The 18,059-nt window shown below is 75.2% G+C and carries 11 protein-coding genes; 2 read left to right on the top strand and 9 right to left on the bottom strand.

Annotated features, from left to right (window positions below; genetic code table 11):
* A partial coding sequence (locus ACFWIS_RS14120) for a collagen binding domain-containing protein (protein WP_380523863.1) occupies window positions 1-961 on the top strand: 961 nt, incomplete at its 5' end.
* Between the two features lie 117 nt (window positions 962-1,078).
* Here the strand turns inward: ACFWIS_RS14120 and ACFWIS_RS14115 are convergent.
* Both ACFWIS_RS14115 and ACFWIS_RS14110 read right to left on the bottom strand, forming a co-directional pair.
* Window positions 1,079-1,648, bottom strand: a complete 570-nt coding sequence (locus tag ACFWIS_RS14115) for a hypothetical protein (protein WP_380452673.1) — start codon at window positions 1,646-1,648, stop codon at window positions 1,079-1,081.
* Window positions 1,649-1,679: 31 nt separating this feature from the next.
* Window positions 1,680-2,297: a hypothetical protein gene (locus ACFWIS_RS14110; protein ID WP_380452671.1), complete on the bottom strand. Its 618-nt coding sequence runs from the start codon at window positions 2,295-2,297 to the stop codon at window positions 1,680-1,682.
* Window positions 2,298-2,318: 21 nt separating this feature from the next.
* Here ACFWIS_RS14110 and ACFWIS_RS14105 point away from each other — a divergent pair, with 21 nt between their 5' ends.
* Window positions 2,319-3,170 (top strand): PhzF family phenazine biosynthesis protein, encoded by an 852-nt coding sequence (locus tag ACFWIS_RS14105; protein ID WP_380452669.1) that lies wholly within the window; start codon window positions 2,319-2,321, stop codon window positions 3,168-3,170.
* Between the two features lie 59 nt (window positions 3,171-3,229).
* On the opposite strand, the gene ACFWIS_RS14100 is transcribed toward ACFWIS_RS14105, so the two are convergent.
* From ACFWIS_RS14100 to ACFWIS_RS14070, 7 genes are all read right to left on the bottom strand, one after another.
* Window positions 3,230-4,459, bottom strand: coding sequence for a PLP-dependent aminotransferase family protein (locus tag ACFWIS_RS14100; RefSeq protein ID WP_380452818.1), 1,230 nt, complete (start codon window positions 4,457-4,459; stop codon window positions 3,230-3,232).
* Between the two features lie 65 nt (window positions 4,460-4,524).
* Entirely contained in the window at window positions 4,525-5,655 is a 1,131-nt protein-coding gene (locus tag ACFWIS_RS14095) for an alpha-hydroxy acid oxidase (protein WP_380452667.1), read from the bottom strand.
* On the bottom strand, window positions 5,652-6,800 hold the full coding sequence (gene hppD / locus ACFWIS_RS14090; protein ID WP_380452665.1) for a 4-hydroxyphenylpyruvate dioxygenase: 1,149 nt from the start codon (window positions 6,798-6,800) through the stop codon (window positions 5,652-5,654). Before hppD ends, ACFWIS_RS14095 begins: the two co-directional genes overlap by 4 nt.
* A 154-nt stretch (window positions 6,801-6,954) precedes the next feature.
* Window positions 6,955-8,274: an MFS transporter gene (locus ACFWIS_RS14085; protein ID WP_380452663.1), complete on the bottom strand. Its 1,320-nt coding sequence runs from the start codon at window positions 8,272-8,274 to the stop codon at window positions 6,955-6,957.
* Window positions 8,275-8,321: 47 nt separating this feature from the next.
* On the bottom strand, window positions 8,322-9,341 hold the full coding sequence (locus ACFWIS_RS14080) for a pyridoxal phosphate-dependent aminotransferase (protein WP_380452661.1): 1,020 nt from the start codon (window positions 9,339-9,341) through the stop codon (window positions 8,322-8,324).
* Window positions 9,341-10,387 carry an SAM-dependent methyltransferase gene (locus ACFWIS_RS14075; protein ID WP_380452659.1) on the bottom strand — a complete coding sequence of 349 codons (1,047 nt, stop codon included), beginning with the start codon at window positions 10,385-10,387 and terminating at the stop codon, window positions 9,341-9,343. Before ACFWIS_RS14075 ends, ACFWIS_RS14080 begins: the two co-directional genes overlap by 1 nt.
* Before the next feature lie 104 nt (window positions 10,388-10,491).
* A partial coding sequence (locus ACFWIS_RS14070) for an amino acid adenylation domain-containing protein (RefSeq protein WP_380452657.1) occupies window positions 10,492-18,059 on the bottom strand: 7,568 nt, incomplete at its 5' end.

Genomic DNA, 18,059 nt, shown 5'->3' with positions numbered 1-18,059 from the left:
CGGTTCGCCCTGCACCACGCCCGCCTCGGGCGTCTGCTCGGCCGACGGCCTGCCGCTGGGGACGTACTACTGGCAGGAGACGGCGGCCCCTCCCGGGTACGACCTGCCGCAGCAGCCGGTGGCGACGGTGGTGCTGGACACCGACGGGCGGAACGTGCCGGTCACGGTGCAGGACTCGAAGTCGGTCGCGCCGACCGGCTCCACCACGGTGACCAAGGTGGACGCCGACACGGGCCGCCCGCTGGCCGGGGCCGTGTTCCAGCTCTGGCACGAGACCAACGGCGTACCCGGACTCCAGACCACCGGCGCCGACCCGGACACCGCGGTCGGTTCGCCCTGCACCACCTCCGAAACGGGTGTCTGCTCCACCGGCAACCTCGCGCTGGGGACGTACTACTGGCAGGAGACGGCGGCCCCTCCCGGGTACGACCTGCCGCAGCAGCCGGTGGCGACGGTGGTGCTGGACACCGACGGGCGGAACGTGCCGGTCACGGTGCAGGACAAGAAGACGGCCGGGCAGACCGGCTCCACGACCGTCACCAAGGTGGACGCCGGGACCGGCCGCCCGCTGGTCGGGGCGGTCTTCCAGCTGTGGCGGGAGACCAACGGGGTGCCCGGACTCCAGACGACCGGCGCGAACCCGGACACCAAGGTCGGTGCGCCGTGCGTCACCGGCGCCGACGGCGTCTGCTCGGCGGACAACCTGCCGCTGGGCACCTACTACTGGCAGGAGGTCCTCGCGCCCCCCGGCTACCAGCTGCCGCAGGACGCGGTGAGCACCGTCGAGCTGACCAAGGACTGCCCGTGCGTGGAGATCACGGTCCAGGACAGCCGGAAGGGCCACCCGGAGCCGTGCCCGCCGGAGCCCTGCCCGCCGGAGCCCTGCGACCCGCCGTCCCACGAGTGGGGCACCCAGGCCGACCGCACGCCGGTGCCCGGCCGGTCCGGGGGCCGCGCCTGACGGGCCGCCGACGGGCGTGAGCGCCTGACCCGATGACGTGGCCGGAGGAGCCGAGGACGGCGCCTCCGGCCACCGGCGTGGACGGGCGGGTCGGTCGGGTCGGGCGGGTCGGTCGGGTCAGGGCCGGCTCCAGAGGGTGAGGTCGCTGCTGGTGGCCACGGCGAGGGTGCGGCCGGTGGGGGAGAAGCCGGCGGCGCGGAAGGTCGACCAGGAGGAGTGGAAGACGTGCCACCAGGTCTCGCCGTGCCGTCCGCCGCGGGCGGGCTCGGTACCGCCGACGAGCAGCACCCGGTGGTTCGGCCACTCGGGCGCCACGACGTCGGCCTTCCAGCCGTCGTCCGTCCCGGTGTGCAGGCCGCCGCCCCACAGGCCGGCCACCGGGATCCGGAGGTCGGCGACCGGGCCGATGCCGGGGCAGGAGAGGTCGCGGCCGTCCGGGTCCTCCTCCGGGTCGTACTCGCGCTCCAGCTTCTCGCCGGTGACCGCGTCGAACAGGCCGTGCCCGCTGCTGGAGACGGTCAGCACCAGGTCGTGGCCGGTGCCGGGGTGGACGGCGAAGCCGATGCCGAGCAGTCCGCCGACCGGGACGATCCCCCGGCCGACCTGCCGCCACGGCTCCGGCGGGGGAGTCACCTCGGCGGCCAGGAGCTGTTCGCGGAGCTGCTGCTGGAAGGGGGTCAGGGCCATGCGGATGATCATCCCACCACCGCTCGGCGCGTCAGGCCCTGTCCGCCGGGCCCAGCCGTAGCACCGCCAGCGCCCCGGCCGCCGTGGTCACCGCGAGCGCGCCCCACAGCAGCCCCGGCCCGGCCGCCAGCAGCGCCGTCAGCACCGCGGGCGCCGCCGCCCGGCCGACGCCCATCGACAGCTCCCAGCGGGCCAGTGCCCGGCCCAGCAGGTGCGGCGGGGCCGAGGCCGCCACCAGGGCCGTACCGGAGCCGGTGTAGAGGATCTCGCCCAGCGTGTACGGCACGGACACCAGCACGATGCCCACCGCCCCCGCGGTGCCGCCCAGCGAACCGGCCGCCCAGAAGCCCAGGTACGACACGCTCAGCGCCGCCCCCGCGACCGCCAGCACCGACCGCCGGGAGCGCTTCGCCAACCGCAGCACCAGCGCCAGCTGCAGCGCGATCACCAGCACGGTGTTGCCCGCGAACACACCCGAGGACCAGGCCGCGGAGGCGTGCAGCTGCAGCACCAGCAGCGCCGGCAGCGCCACCTCCAGCACGTCGGAGCAGAACGCGTACGGCAGGTCGCCCCGGGAACAGTCCCCGGTCGCCTCAGGACAGTCCCCGGTCGTTCGGTCCGCCCCGGTCGCCCCGGGAACAGTGATCACCCGGCGCGCGTTCGTCCGGTCATGACCGACGATGCTCCTGAGATCCTCCGCTACACGGCCTTCTCGACCCGGCCCGAGGGCGGCAACCCGGCGGGCGTGGTGCTGGACGCCACCGGACTGACCGACGAGCGGATGCTCTCGATCGCCGCCGAGCTCGGCTACTCCGAGACCGCCTTCCTGACCCCCGGCGGCTCCCAAGGGTCCTACCGGGTGCGGTACTTCAGTCCGCTCGTCGAGGTGCCGTTCTGCGGGCACGCGACGGTGGCCGCCGCCGTCGCGGTGGCCGGGCGGACCGGCCCCGGGCAGTACGTGTTCGGTACCGCCGCCGGCGACGTCCCGGTCGAGGTGGAGCGCGACGCGGACGGCCTGCGGGCGACGCTGACCAGCGTGGAGCCGAAGGTCGAGGAGGTGCCGGCGGCGGACGTCGAGGAGGCGCTCGCGCTGCTCGGCTGGTCGGCCGCCGACCTGGACCCGGCGCTGCCGCCGCGGATCGGCTACGCCGGTGCCCGGCACCTGGTCCTGGCGGCCGGCACCCGCTCGCGGCTTGCCCGGCTGGACTACGACTTCGACGGGCTGGCCGCCTTCATGACCGCCCGCGACCTGGTCACCCTGCAGCTGGTCTGGCGCGAGGCCGCCGACGTCTTCCACGTCCGCGACCCGTTCCCGGTCGGCGGCGTGGTGGAGGACCCGGCCACCGGCGCGGCCGCGGCCGCCTTCGGTGCCTACCTGCGCGAGCTGGGCGCGGTGACCGCGCCGGCGGTGCTGACGCTGCACCAGGGCGAGGACCTCGGCCGTCCGGGCGTGCTGCGGGTCGAACTGCGCGCGGAGGACACCCGGGTGCGGGTCTCCGGCGCGGCGGTGGCCATCCCGTAGCGGCCGAGGGGGAGGGGGCGGCCCGGGCCACCCCCTCCCCCGTCCCCTCGCGGGCGGGCTCAGGAGCGGGCGGCGATCAGGGCGGCCAGGCCGTCCAGCCCCCGGTCCAGGGTCGCCGGGTCGACCTGGCTGACCGACAGCCGCAGCTGCCGCTCCCCGCCCGCACCCGGGTAGAAGTGGCACATCGGGGTCCAGATCACCCCGTACCGCGAGGCGGACAGCTCCAGCAGCGCGTCGTCCACCACGCAGGGCACCGTGAGCACCAGGAAGAACCCCCCGCGCGGCTCGTTCCAGCTCACCCCGCCGCCGGGCGGGAAGCGCCGGGCCAGGCCGTCCAGCACCAGGGCGAGGTTGCGCCGGTAGAGCGCGGCGACCTCGGTGTTGGCGGCCCGCAGGCTGAGGCCGTGCTCCAGCAGCGCCCCGCCGACCACGGCCTGGGCGATCGGCGAGGTGTTCACCGTGGTCATGCTCTTGACCATGCCGAGCAGGTCGGCGAGCAGGACGGTGCCGCCCGCGCCGTCCGCCACCGGCTGGTCCGCCACCACGTAGCCGACCCGGGCGCCCGGCAGGGCCGTCTTGGCGAAGGAGCCGAGGTGGACCACCCGCCGCCCGGTGTCCAGCGCCTTGAGCGAGGACAGCCGCTCCTCGCCCGCGAAGACGCAGTACGGGTTGTCCTCCAGGATCAGGAAGTCCTCCTCGGCCGCCAGCGCCAGCAGCTCCCGGCGCAGCGCCGACGGCAGGCTGGCGCCGCTGGGGTTGGCCACGTCCGGCACCAGGTAGAGCGCCCGGGGGCGCAGCCCCTCGGCCCGGGCGGCGGCCAGCTCCCGCCGCAGGTCGGCGAGGTCCAGCCCGTCCGGGCCGTCGGCCACCGGCCGGACCGGAAGGTCCGCCAGCAGGGCCGCGCCGGTCAGCCCGACGTAGGTGGGGGCCACGGCCAGCACCACGTCCTCGGGGCCGCGGCGCAGCGCCCGCAGCACCAGGAACATCGCCTCCTGGCAGCCGACCGTCACCACGATCGACTCGGCGGGCACCTCGATGCCCTCGTCCACCGCGAGGTGGGCGGCGATCAGCTCGTGGATGATCCCCTTGGTGCGCCCGTACTGGAGCACCTGGCGGCGGGCCGCCTCCTCGGACAGCCCGCGCTCGGTGCGCAGGTGCTCGACGTAACGGTCCAGGTGGCGGTGGACGGCGTCCAGCTCGAAGAACTGCTCGGCCGGGCGGCCGGCCGCGAAGGAGACCGCCTCCGGGTAGCGGATGGAGATCTCGTTGAGCAGGTTCATCGAGGTCATCGCCGGGTCGGCGAGAGAGGGGTGGAGATCGGTCAGCCGCAGCTCGTGCGGCGGGGCGACAACGGTCACGGGGCACTCCAGGCGGGGCAGGGCAGGGGGGTGGTGCGCAGGGTGGCGGCGGTGGCGAGGTCGGCGCAGCCGGCCAGGCCGAGCGCGTGCCGCAGTTCGGCGGCCAGCAGCTCCAGCACCCGGGTGCAGCCCGGTTCGCCGCCGGCCGCCAGGCCCCAGATCGCCGGGCGTCCGAGCAGCACCCCGGACGCCCCGAGGGCCAGTGCGGTGAGCACGTCCGCGCCGCCGCGCACCCCGCTGTCCAGCAGCACCTGGCAGTCCCGGCCGGCCAGCGCGTCGGCGACGGCGGGCAGCGCCGTCAGCGAGGGCACCGCCCGGTCGAGCTGGCGGCCGCCGTGGTTGGAGACCACCACGGCGGCGGCACCCAGCTCGGCGGCCCGCAGGGCGTCCGCCGGGTCGAGCACCCCCTTGACCACCAGCGGCAGGTCGGTCTGCCGGCGCAGCCAGTCGAGGTCCGCCCAGGTGACGGCGGGGGAGAGCAGTTCGGCGGTGTGCGCGGCCACCGCCGAGGCGTCGGCGGTGGCCCGGTGCGCCCGGCCCGCCGCGCCGCCCTCCAACAGGGCGGCGCGGACGTCGCCGGGCAGGGCGAAGGCGTTGCGGGCGTCGCGCAGCCGGCGTCCCATGTACGGCACGTCGGCGGTGACCACCAGGCACTCGCTGCCCGCCGCCTCGGCCGCCGCGACCAGGTCGAGCAGCCGCGCCCGGTCGCGCAGCCAGTACAGCTGGAACCAGAGGGTGGCCCCGGTCGCGGCCAGCTCCTCGAAGCCGACGCTGCTGAGCGTGCCGACGGTGAACGGCACCCCCGCCGCGGCGGCCGCCCGGGCCGAGGCGAGTTCGCCCTCGGGGTGGAACAGGCGGTGGTAGGCGATCGGCGCCAGCGCGACCGGCAGCGCCGCCCGGCTGCGCACCAGGGTGGTGGCGGTGTCGCAGACGGAGACGTCGGCCAGCACCCGGGGCACCACGCCCAGCCGGTCGAAGGCCGCCCGGTTGGCGGCCAGGGTGTGCTCCCGCTCGGCGCCGCCGGCCAGCCAGTCCCACACCTCGGGGGCCAGGGCGGCCCGGGCGAGATCGGCGTAGTCGGCGACACAGAGCGGGAGTTGACGATTCATCAGGAGCTGGGTGCTCATCCGGCCACTTCGCTGGCGCTGCGCTGGAGTTCGACCGCCTCGTAGAGGGCGCGGATGTTGTTGCTGCCGAAGTTGCGAGCCCGGATGCGCTCGATCACCTCGAAGAAGAAGGTGCCGCGCGGGTGCTGGGAGCGGGTGAAGATCTGGAACAGCTGGCCGTCGTGGTCCTGGTCGACCAGCAGGTTCAGGTCGCGCAGCTCGTCGAAGGAGTGCCGCAGCGGGGTGAGCCGGGCGGGCAGGGCGTCGAAGTAGGCGCCGGGGGTGCGCAGGAAGGGCACGCCGCGGGCGGCCATGGTGGCGACGGAGTGGACGGCGTCCTCGGAGGAGAAGGCCACGTGCTGCACCCCGGCGCCGTCGTGGTCGGCCAGGAAGGAGGCGATCTGGCCGCCGGCGTCCGGGGTGAGCGGCTCGATCAGCGTGAGGGTGACGCTGTGGTCGGGGCTCTGTACGACCATCGAGTCCATGCCGAGCGCGCCGACCTCGATCCGCTCCTCGAAGACCATCCGGAAGCCGAACACGTCGCAGTAGTGCCGGACGGTGTCGAGCAGTCGGCCGGAGGGGACGCAGACCGCGAAGTGGTCGACGGAGCGCAGGCCCACCGCGCCGTCATCGCTCACCGGAGCGGCGTCGGGCAGACCGGGTATCCGGTCGGCGGGGGTGTCCGGGCCCCGCTCGATCAGGGTGTGCACCACGTCGCCGAAGGCGCCGACCACGGCGGTGACGCAGCCGTCCGCGGCCTGCGGCGGGCGCAGTCCGTCGGCGCCCCGGCCGGTCAGCGTCCGGTAGGCGGCGGTGGCGTCCGGCACCCGCAGGGCCAGCGCGGCCACGCCGTCCTGGTGCCGGGCCAGGTAGCCGGTGCCGGGGTGGCCGGCGGCCAGCGGCTGGGTGAGCAGCAGCCGGATCGCGGCCTGGCCGAGCAGGGCGGAGACGCAGCGCTCGGCGCTCTCGCCGCGCTCGGTGGGCGGGACGAGCAGGTCGAAGCCGTACTCGGTGGTCAGCCGGGCGACGTCGGCGGCGAGGTCGGTGACGTAGAACTCGACGTGGTCGAGGGTGAGTGGGAGCGGGGCGTCGGTGGCGTCGGTGACGTCCGCGCTGGTGGTGGTGGTCGCGGCGGTCGCGGTGTCGGGAGAGGAACGGTCGGGCATCTGAGGGGCTCTCTCGTGAGGAGTGCGCGGAGGCCCGCCCCGGCGGCGGTGCGGTGCGGCAGGGCCGCCGCCGGGGCGGGCCGGTGGCGTGGTGCTCGGTACGTGGTGAGCGGTACGTGGTGCTCGGTACGTGATGCGGGGCGGTGCCGGTCGGTCAGGTGGACTGGAGGCGCGGGGCGGGCTCGGCGGGCACCGTGGCGGGCTCGACCGGCTCGGTGTCCTCGGCCGGCTCCCCGGCTCGCTCCGCGGTGAGTTCCCCGGCGGGCTCCTCCTCGCCGTCCTCGTCCTCGTCGTCGAGCACGGCGTCGGGCTTGCCGAGCAGGTAGAGGCCGGACAGCAGTGCGCCGACCACCATCGCGGCGAGCACCGTCCGGAAGTCCAGCGCGGCCACCAGGCCGGCGCCGACGCCGATGGCGATCGCCTGCGGGGCGGTGAGCGAGAGGTTGACGGCCGCCTGGGTGCGGCCCATCAGCTGCGGCGGGGTGAGCGACTGGGCGGCGGTGGCCAGGCCGACCACGCCGGCCGGCATGCCGGCCCCGGCGATCAGCAGGCCCGCCGACACGGCCCAGACCGAGGGCACCAGCAGCAGCACGGCGCCGACGCCGAAGGTGGCCGAGCCGAGCATGACGGTCTTGCGCGGCCCGAGCTTGCCGATCAGGATGCCGCCCAGCACCGAGCCGCCCAGCGCCCCGACCGCCTCCACCGTCTCCAGCACGCCGAGGAACTGCGGCGAGCGGTGCAGCCCGTGCTGGATGAGCGAGAACAGCACCGGCTGGAGGAAGCTGAGCACGGTCGCGGTGGCGGTGGTGGCGATCAGCAGCGGCAGCAGCGAGGCGGTGCCGCGCAGGTGCTGGAAGCCCGCCAGCACCTCGGTGCGCCAGTGCCGACCGGAGGGCTCCGGCTTGGTCTCGGGCACCCGCAGCGCCAGGAACGCCAGCGCCGCCAGGAGCAGGATGCCGATGTCGACCAGGGCGACGGCCCGGCCGCCGAGCCACCCGTACAGGCCGGAGCCCACCAGCGGCGCGACCAGGGTGGTGCCCGCGCGCATGGTCTGGGTGAACCCGACGGCCGCGCCGAAGTCCTGGCGCTCCGTCAGGATGGTGCGCAGCATGGCGCTCTGGGCCGGGGTGAGGACGGCCCCGGCCAGCCCGTAGAGCACCGCGGTGCCGTAGATGATCCACAGGTGGCCCCGGCCGTCGACCAGCAGCAGCGGTGAAACCGCCACCGCCAGGCCGAGGTTGACCGTGACCAGCAGCGGCCGTCGGCGGACCCGGTCGGCGACCAGGCCGCCGAGCGGCAGCAGCAGCATCGGGACGGCGTAGCAGAACATCACCAGACCGGCCGCCGAACTGCTCCCCGTCAGGACCTTGGCCCAGATGCCGAGGGCGATGAAGAGGGCGCTGTCCCCGAGGACGGACAGCGTCTGTCCCGCGATGTAGAGCCGGAACTCCGGCCGCGCCAGAAGTGGGTGCATGTCCTGTCCTGTCCTTGACTGCTGCGTGGTGATGGGGGTTCCGGGGACTAACGGGGCGGTGCGGTGACGGCCCGGAAGGCTTCGAGCACGGCGTCGTTGGCGTCCTTCTCGCCGACGGCGATCCGGATGCCCTGGCCCGGGTAGAAGCGGACGGCCACCCCGAGCCGCTCCAGCTCCGTCCGGACCGGGAGCTGCTCCTCGGGCGAAGGCGCCGTCACCCAGAGGAAGTTGGTCAAGCTCGGCGGCACCGGCCGGCCCAGGGCGAGGAGGCCGTCCCGCAGCCGCTCGCGCTCGCCGGCGATCTCGGCGATCCGCCGGTCCACCTCGTCCTGGGCGGCGACGGCGGCCAGCAGGCCCGCCTCCTGGAGCCGGTTCACCGCGTACGGCACCTGGACGTCCCGCACCCGCCGGGCCACGGACTCCTCCGCGACGGCGTAGCCGATCCGCAGCGCGGCCAGGCCGTGCGACTTGGACAGGGTGCGCAGCACCACCAGGTTGGGCCACTCGGCGATCCGGGCCGGGACGTCCGGGGCCGCCCAGCCTTCGGCGAAGTCCACGTACGCCTCGTCCAGCAGGATCAGCGCGGTGGCCGGCACCCGGCGGAAGAACGCGGTCAGTTCGGCCCAGGAGTAGACCGTGCCGGTCGGGTTGTGCGGGTTGCACAGCACGATGATCCGGGTGCGCTCGTCCACCTGCCCGGCGATCGCGGCCAGGTCGTGCCGGGCGTCCGGGCCGAGTGGGACGGACCGGGCCTCGGCCCCGGCGATCCGGCAGAACAGCGGGTACGCGTCGAAGCAGGGGTCCGAGTGCACCACGTTGTCGCCGGGGCGGACGACGGAGTGGAAGAGGTCCAGTGCGACGCCGGCCGAGCCGTGGCCGACCACGACCTGCGCGGCCGGGACGCCCTGCCAGCCGGCGATGATCCCGGCGAACCGCTCCGGGCGGAAGTCCGGGTAGCGGTTCAGGTCGGCGACCGCCCCGGCCAGGGCGGTCAGCACGGACGGCAGCGGCGGGTACGGGTGCTCGTTCTGGGCCAGCAGGTGTCTGGCCGTGGACGCGGCGGCCATCAGTCGGCCTGCAGGACGTAGAGCCAGGAGTGCGGGGTGGCCAGCGCCTCCACGCGGTCGATCCGCAGCCCGGCGTCGGTGAACAGCCGCTCGTAGGTCTCCTTGGTGTGCAGCGGGACGCCCATCATCGCGTGCGCCAGCTCGAAGCCGACCGAGAAGACCGGCATCGCGCTCTGGGACTCGCCCGGGCCGCGCAGCATGGTGTCGCCGAGCACGAAGGTGCGGGCCTTCGGGAAGGCCTCGCGCATCCGGGTGAAGATCGAGGAGCGGGTGCTCGGGTCGGCCAGCAGGTCGTGCAGCAGGAAGAAGCTCATCACGGTGTCGACCTCGGCCACCTCGGCGGCCTCGGCGTCGTTGTCGATCTGGGTGCCCAGCAGGCCCAGCACGTCGGCCCGGACGGCGGTGACCCGGTCCTGCATCCCGGCGGCGGCGATGTCGGCGCGGGCGATGTCGGTGGCCGGGCGGCTGATGTCGATGCCCAGGCCGCGGCTGCCCTCGCGCTGGGAGACCACCCGGCGCACCCGGGCGGAGGTGCCGCTGCCCAGGTCGGCGATGGTGCGGAAGTCGATGCCGGAGAGCACGTCGGTCAGCTGGGCGGCGAACATCGACTGGTCGCACTGGGCGGAGCCGAGGGCGACCATCGCCTCGTCGCGGAAGACGTCCGTGGCGTAGCGGTGCGAGCCGGTGCTCAGGTGCCCGGCGCGGCCGAAGACGTCGTGGTAGCCGCCGACCGCCCAGGTGAAGTAGCCGCGGGCGGCGGCGATCTCGATGCCCGCCTCGGTGGGCAGGTAGCCGGCGCCGTCGGCCTTGAGGTAGCCGTAGTCGGCGGCGGCGCGCAGCACGGCCTCGGTGCGGGCGGTGTCGCCGCGCTCGGCGGTGGTCGCGGCGGCCGAGAGGGCCTCGCCGCGGCCGATCTGCTCCAGCACGCCGATCCGGTCCAGCGCGAAGATCACGTTGGCGGCGATGAAGCCGTTGTAGGCGTCGGTCGACGAGATCGGCGCCGGGGTGACGCCGCGCCAGGTGTCGGGGATGACGGCAGTCTGCATCGGTGTGTCCATTCCTCGTAGGGGCCGGGTCACGGCCGCTCGGCGTGGTGGTGCGGGGGTGTCGCGGTGGTGCAGGGGGCGGTGCAGGGGGTCGGCGGGGAGGCTCAGGGGTGGGGCGTCGGGTCCTGCGCCTGGCGGCGCAGGCGGTCGGCGAGCACCGGGCCGATGACCGCGAGGGCCTCCGCCCCGGTCATCGCCCCGTGGGTGCTGGGCACCTCGTGGATCTCCAGCCGGCCGCCCACGTGGGCCCGCCAGGCCTCCGGGTCGGGGGCGTCGGCCGGGCGGTCCTTGGCGGCGACGAAGACCAGTGCGTCGCCGTCGTAGCCGGGCGGCGGGGCCTCGCCGGCCAGCGCCAGGTCGGCGAGGAAGACCTCGACCACCCGGGCCACCCCGGCGCCGCTCAGCCCGGTCAGCGGGCCCTCGCCGTGCCGGACCAGCTCGGCGAAGCCCGCCTCGTCGGCCGGCCAGGCGGTGATCTCGCCGGCCGGCTGGCCGAGGGATTCGAGGATCGCGGCGAGCAGTGCCGGGTCGCGGTCGGCCGCGTCCCCGGCGTACCGGGCGTACTCGTCCAGCTCCGGGTAGCCGTCCAGCACGGCGAGCAGTTCGACCTGCTCGCCCTGTTCGCGCAGCAGCGCCGCCATCGCGTGGGCGACCGGTCCGCCGAAGGACCAGCCCAGCAGGGCGTACGGGCCCTCGGCGCGCACCGACCGCAGCTCGGCCAGGTAGCGGCGGGCCATCTCGGCCAGGCTCGCCGGGTGGCGGGAGAGGTCGGCCAGTCCGGGCGCCTGGAGGCCGTAGATCGGCTGCTCGGCGTCCAGGTGGTGCAGCAGACCGGTGTACACCCAGCTGATCCCGGCGGCCGGGTGCACGCAGAACAGCGGCGGGCGCGAGCCGCGGGTGCGGATCGGCAGCAGCACCGGGAAGGTCTCCTCGGCGGCGGCGCCGTCCCGGGCCCCGGCCAGCAGGTCGGCCAGCCCGGCGACGGTCGGCGCCTGGAACAGCGCCCGGACGCCGAGTTCGGCGCTGCCGGTCAGCTCGCGCATCCCGGCGACCAGCCGGCCGGCCAGCAGCGAATGGCCGCCCAGTTCGAAGAAGTTGTCATCGATGCCGACCCGCTCCAGGCCGAGCACATCGGCGAACAGCCCGCAGAGCACCTCCTCCAGCGGGGTTCGCGGGCCCCGGCCGCCGCCGGCCCGGCCCGGCTCGGGGGCGGGCAGCGCCCGCTCGTCGAGCTTGCCGTTGGGCGTCAGCGGCAGGCGCTCCAGCGGCACCAGGGCGGCGGGCAGCATGTAGTCCGGCAGTTCGGCGGCCAGGTGGCTGCGCAGGGCGTCCAGGTCGACCGGCCCGGCGGCCGGTACCAGGTAGCCGACCAGGCGCTTCTCGCCCGGGGCGTCCTCGCGGACCACCACGGCGGCGGAGGCCACCTCCGGCCGGCGGCTGAGCGCCGAGCCGATCTCGCCCAGCTCGATCCGGAAGCCGCGGATCTTCACCTGGGCGTCGATCCGGCCCAGGTACTCCAGCTCGCCGCCGGCCGTCCAGCGGGCCAGGTCGCCGGTGCGGTACATCCGGGTGCCGGGGGCGCCGTACGGGTCGGCGACGAAGCGCTCGGCGGTCAGGGCCGGGCGGCCCAGGTAGCCGCGGGCCGAGCCGGCGCCCGCGACGTACAGCTCGCCGGGCACCCCGGCGGGCACCGGGCGCAGTCGGGAGTCCAGCAGGTAGAGCCGCAGGTCGGGGATGCCGGCACCGATCAGCGAGCGGGACTGCCCGGCGGCCGTGGCGGCGTCCAGCGGGCGGTAGGAGACGTGCACCGTGGTCTCGGTGATGCCGTACATGTTGACCAGCAGCGGGGCGTCCTCGGCATGCCGGGCGTACCAGGGCGCCAGCCGGGCCAGGTCGAGCGCCTCGCCGCCGAACACCACCCGGCGCAGAGCCAGGCGGGCGCCGAGCTCCGGCGCCTCCTGGTCGGCCTGCATCAACTGGTAGAAGGCGGACGGGGTCTGGTTGAGGAAGGTGACCTGCTCGCGCACCAGCAGCTCCAGGAACTCCCGGGGCGAGCGGCTGGTCTCGAAGGGCACCACCACCAGGCGGCCGCCGTGCAGCAGCGCGCCCCACAGCTCCCAGACCGAGAAGTCGAAGGCGTAGGAGTGGAACAGCGTCCAGACGTCCTGCGGGCCCGGGGCGAACCAGTGGTCGGTGGCGGAGAACAGCCGGGCGACGTTGCGGTGCGGGATCACCACGCCCTTCGGTCGGCCGGTCGAGCCCGAGGTGTAGATGACGTACGCCGGGTGGTCGGGGCCGAGGGCGGGCGCGGGGGCCAGGGCGGGCGCCCGGCGCAGCTCGGCGGCCGTCTCCGGGGTGTCCAGCAGCAGCAACGGCACGTCCGGGTCGGGCAGTCGGGCCGCGGCCGCGGTGGTGGTGAGCAGCAGTGCGGGCGCCGAGTCGCGCAGGGTGTAGGCGATCCGGTCGGCCGGGTAGTCCGGGTCGATCGGCACATAGGCGCCGCCCGCCTTGAGCACCGCGAGCACGGCGACCACCAGCTCCACCGAGCGCGGCAGCGCCAGCGCCACCAGGCGCTCGGGGCCGACGCCCCGGCTGGTGAGGACCTGGGCCAGCCGGTTCGCCCGGGCGTCCAGCTCGGCGTAGTCGATCCGCTCGTCCCGGTGGACCACCGCCACGGCCTGCGGGGTCAGGGCGGCCTGGGCGGCGAACAGCTCCGGGAGGGTGCGCGGTTCGACGGCCGAGGGCTGCTCCCCGGCGGTGCTCCAGTGGCCCAGGATCAGCGTCCGCTCGGCCGGGGTGAGGATCTCCGCCTCGCCGACCGGGCGGGACGGGTCGGCCACCACGGCGGCCAGCAGCCGCTCGAAGCGGCCGCCGATCGCCGTCACGGTGGCCGGGTCGAACAGCTCCTGGGCGAATTCGACCACCACGCCGATCCCGGCCGGGGTGGGGGCACCTCCCGGGCCGCCGGGCCCAGGGGGACCGTCCTCGGCCAGCCGCTCGTCGAAGGCGAAGGCCAGGTCGAACTTGGCGAGTTCGGCGGCGGAGGGCTCCAGTCGGGCGGGCAGCCCGGCGAAGGACGGGGAGGTCTCGGTCTCCGGGCCGGCGGCGAAGGTCAGCATCACCTGGAACAGCGGGTGCCGGGCCGTCGAGCGGGCCGGGTTGAGCGCCTCGACCAGCCGCTCGAAGGGCACGTCCTGGTGCTCGAAGGCGTCCAGGTTGGCCAGCCGCACCCGCTCCAGCAGCTCGTGGAAGCTCGGGTCCCCGGAGAGGTCGGCGCGCAGGACGAGGGTGTTGACGAAGAAGCCGATCAGTTCGTCCAGGGCCTCGTCGGTGCGGCCGGCGATCGGGGTGCCGAGCGGGATGTCGGTGCCCGCGCCCAGCCGGCTCAGGGTGGCGGCCAGGGCGGCCTGCACCACCATGAACACGCTGGAGCGGCTCGACCGGGCCAACTCGGCGACGGCGGCGTGGAGTTCGGCCGGGATCAGGAACTCCACGGTATCCCCGCGGCGGTTCGGGGCCATCGGCCGCTTGCGGTCGTAGGGGAGCGTCAGCTCCTCCGGGAGGCCGGCCAGGGCCTGCTTCCAGTAGTCGAGTTGGGCGTGCTGGGCGCTGTCCGGGTCGTCCTCGGTGCCGAGCAGTTCGCGCTGCCAGAGTGCGTAGTCGGCGTACTGGACGGGCAGCGGCGCCCACCGCGGCGCGGTGCCGGCGCTGCGGGCCAGGTAGGCGGCGTCCAGGTCGCGCAGCAGCGGGCCGACCGACCAGCCGTCGCTGACGATGTGGTGCATCAGCACCAGCAGCACGTGCTCGTCGGTCGGCAGCGAGAACAGCCAGGACCGCAACGGCAGGTCGACGGCCAGGTCGAAGGGCTCCCGGCTCGCCTCAGCGAGGGCGGCGCGCAGGGCCTCCTCGTCGGCCACCGCCTCTGCCCGCAAGGTGAGTTCGACGCACTCGGCGATCAGCTGGTGCGGCCGGCCGTCGGTGGCCGGGAAGGTGGTGCGCAGCACCTCGTGCCGGGCCACCACGTCGTTCAGCGCTCCGGCCAGCGCGGCGGTGTCCACCGCGCCGGTCAGCCGGATCGCCAAGGGGGTGTTGTAGAGGGCGCTCGGGCCCTCGAACTGGTCGATGAACCACAGGCGTTGCTGGGCGTACGAGAGCGGGACCAGCTCCGGGCGCTCCCGGGGCAGCAGTTGGGCGCGCACCGGGCCTGCGCCCTCGCCGAGCTGCCGGGCCAGCCCGGCGACGGTCGGGTGGTCGAAGAGGCTGCGGATGGGCAGTTCGACGCCCAGGGCGGTGCGGATCCGGCTGATCAGCTTGGTGGCGACCAGCGAGTGACCGCCGAGGTCGAAGAAGTCGTCGTCGATGCTCACCGTGGGCAGGCCCAGGGTCTCCGCGAAGAGCCCGCACAGGGCCCGCTCCCGCGCCGTCCGGGGCGCCCGGCCCTCCGGCGCGCCGGAGAGGTCGGGGGCGGGCAGGGCGCGGCGGTCCACCTTGCCGTTGGCGGTCACCGGCAGCGCGTCGAGGGTGACCACCGCCGCCGGGACCATGTACGCGGGCACCCGGTCGCCGAGGAAGGCGCGCAGCTCGCCGGGGGTGGCGTCGCCGGTGACGTAGGCGACCAGCCGCTTGTCCCCGGGCCGGTCCTCCCGGACCATCGCCACCGCGTGGCCCACCGCCGGGTGGGCGGCCAGCGCGGCCTCCACCTCGGCGGGCTCGATCCGGAAGCCGCGGATCTTGACCTGGTCGTCGGTGCGGCCGAGGAACTCCAGGATGCCGTCCGCGCTCCAGCGGACGATGTCGCCGGTGCGGTACATCCGGCCGCCGGGCTCGCCGTACGGGCAGGCCACGAAGCGCTCGGCGGTCAGCGCCGGGCGGCCGACGTAGCCCCGGGCCAGGCCGTCGCCCGCGATGTACAGCTCGCCGGGCACCCCGGCCGGCACGGGCCGCAGGGTCTCGTCCAGGACGTACAGCCGGGTGTTGGCCAGCGGGCGGCCGATCGGCACCACGGCCGGGACGTCCCCGCCCGGCGCCATGGTGAAGGTGGTCTTGATGGCCGTGGTCTCGGTCGGCGCGTACACCGCGACCACCTCCGTCTCCGGGCACACCCGGAGCAGCCGGCGCACCGCGTCCGGGGGCACCACGTCGCCGCCCGTCCACACCTGGCGCACCGCGCGGAAGGTCTCCGGGGTCTCCTCGGCCAGCAGCCGCAGCAGGCCCGAGGGCGCCTGCACCAGGGTGACGGCGTGCCGGGTGATGGTCGCGGCCAGCGCGGGCAGGTCCAGCTGCCCGGGGGCGGCCAGGACGATCCGCCCGCCGGTCACCAGCGGGGCCCACACCTCGGTGGTGGAGGCGTCGAAGGCGGTGGGCGAGTGCAGCAGGACGGCCTCGTGGTGGCCCTGGTGGAAGTGCCGGTTGGCGAGCAGGTCGACCACGTTGCGGTGGGTCACGGCGACGCCCTTGGGGACGCCGGTCGAGCCCGAGGTGTACATCACGTAGAGCAGCTGGCCGGGGTGGGAGCGCCGGGGGGCGTGGGCATCGGGGGCCTGGGCCCTGTCGGCGACCCGGGTGACGTCCAGCGCGGTGAGGCCGCTGTCGTCGAGGGCCGGGTGGTCGCGGTGGGCCGGGTCGACCAGGACGAGCTGCGCCCGGGTGTCGGCCAGGATGTGCCGCATCCGCTCCAGCGGGTAGCGGGCGTCCAGCGGGACGTAGGTGCCGCCGGCCTTGGTGACCGCGAGGATCGCCGTCACCAGCTCGGCCGAGCGGTCCATCAGGATCGCGACCGGCTCCTCCACCGCCAGCCCGCGGGCCAGCAGGACGGCCGCCAGGGCGCCGGCCCGGGCGTCGAGTTCGGCGTAGCTCAGCTCCTCGGCGTCGGACACCACGGCGAGCGCGTCGGGGGTGGCGGCGGCCTGGGCCTCGAACAGCTCGGACAGCGTGGTGTCGGCGACCGGGGCGGCGGTGTCGTTCCAGCCGGTGAGCAGCTGCTCCCGTTCCGCCGGGGCGAGGATCTCGATCTCGCCGATCGGGGCGTCCGGGTCGGTGGCGGCGGCGGTCAGGATGCGCAGCAGCCGTTCGGTGAGGGTGGCGACGGTGGTGTGGTCGAAGAGGTCGGCCGCGTACTCGACGGCCGCCGCCACCCCGAGCGCGGCGCCGTCCGCGCCGTGCTGCTCGGTGAAGTTGAAGTTCAGGTCGAAGTGCGCCTGGGACTCGCCAGCGCCCTCCAGCGCCCCGCTCACCCCGCCCAGGGTGAGTACGGGGGCCGGGCCGCCGTTCACCGTCAGGACGGTCTGGAAGAGCGGGTGGCGGGCGGGGACGCGGGTGGGGTTGAGCTGTTCGACCAGGCGCTCGAAGGGGATGTCCTGGTGGTCGAAGGCGTCCAGGTCGGTGCGGCGGACGCGGTCGAGGAGTTCGCGGAAGCCGGGGTTGCCGGTGGTGTCGGTGCGCAGGACGAGGGTGTTGACGAAGAAGCCGACCAGGTCGTTCAGGGCCTCGTCGGTGCGTCCGGCGACGGGGGTGCCGAGGGGCAGGTCGGTGCCGGCGCCGAGGCGGGTGTAGAGGGTGGCGACGGCGGCCTGCAGCACCATGAACAGGCTGGCGCGACTCGCGGTGGCCAACTCTTGCAGCCGCTGGTGCAGTTCGGCGTCCAGGCGGTACTCGACCACCCCGGAGCGGTGGCTCGGGGTGGCCGGGCGCGGGCGGTCGTAGGGGAGGGCCAGCTCCTCCGGGGCGTCGGCCAGGGCCTGCTGCCAGTGGGCGAGTTGCCCGGTCAGCAGGGTGGTGGGCCGCTCCTGGTCGCCGAGGAGTTCCCGCTGCCAGAGGGTGTAGTCGGCGTACTGGACGGGCAGCGGCTCCCACTGCGGCGCCACGCCGGCGGTGCGGGCCCGGTAGGCGGTGGCGAGGTCGCGCAGCAGGGGGGTGACGGACCAGCCGTCGCTCGCGATGTGGTGCAGCAGGAGCAGCAGCACGTGCCGTTCGCCGTCCAGGGAGAACAGCGAGACCCGCACCGGCTGGTCCTCGGCGAGGCGGAACACCTCGCCGGTGGCCTCGGACAGGGCCGCGTGCAGCTCCTCCTCGTCGGCCACCGTCCGGGCCCGCAGGATGAGTTGGGCGCGCTCGGCGATCAGCTGGTGGGGCCGGCCGTCGGTGGCCGGGAAGGTGGTGCGCAGCACCTCGTGCCGGGCCACCACGTCGTTCAGTGCCCCGGCCAGGGCGGCGGTGTCGATGGCGCCGGTGAGCCGGGCGACGAACGGGGTGTTGTAGAGCGCGCTCGGGCCCTCGAACTGGTCGATGAACCAGAGGCGTTGCTGCGCCGGGGAGAGCGGGACGAGGGCGGGCCGGTCGGCCGGTCGCAGGGCCGGGCGGACGGCGCCGGAGGCGGGCATGGCCTCGGCCAGCGCGGCCACCGTGGGGTGGTCGAAGAGGGTGCGGATGGGCAGTTCGACGCCGAGGGCGGTGCGGATCCGGCTGACCAGTTTGGTGGCGAGCAGGGAGTGGCCGCCGAGGTCGAAGAAGCCGTCGTCGATGCTGACGGTGGGCACACCGAGGGTGTCGGCGAAGAGCGCGCAGAGCGTCCGCTCGGCGGCGGTGCGGGGGGCGCGTCCTTCGGGGGTGCCGGTGTAGTCGGGGGCGGGGAGGGCGCGGCGGTCGACCTTGCCGTTGGGGGTGACGGGCAGGG

The organism is Kitasatospora sp. NPDC127060 (assembly GCF_042724935.1).
In the GTDB taxonomy this organism is placed as follows: Bacteria; Actinomycetota; Actinomycetes; order Streptomycetales; family Streptomycetaceae; genus Kitasatospora.
This window is presented reverse-complemented; position numbering and strand designations above follow the sequence as displayed.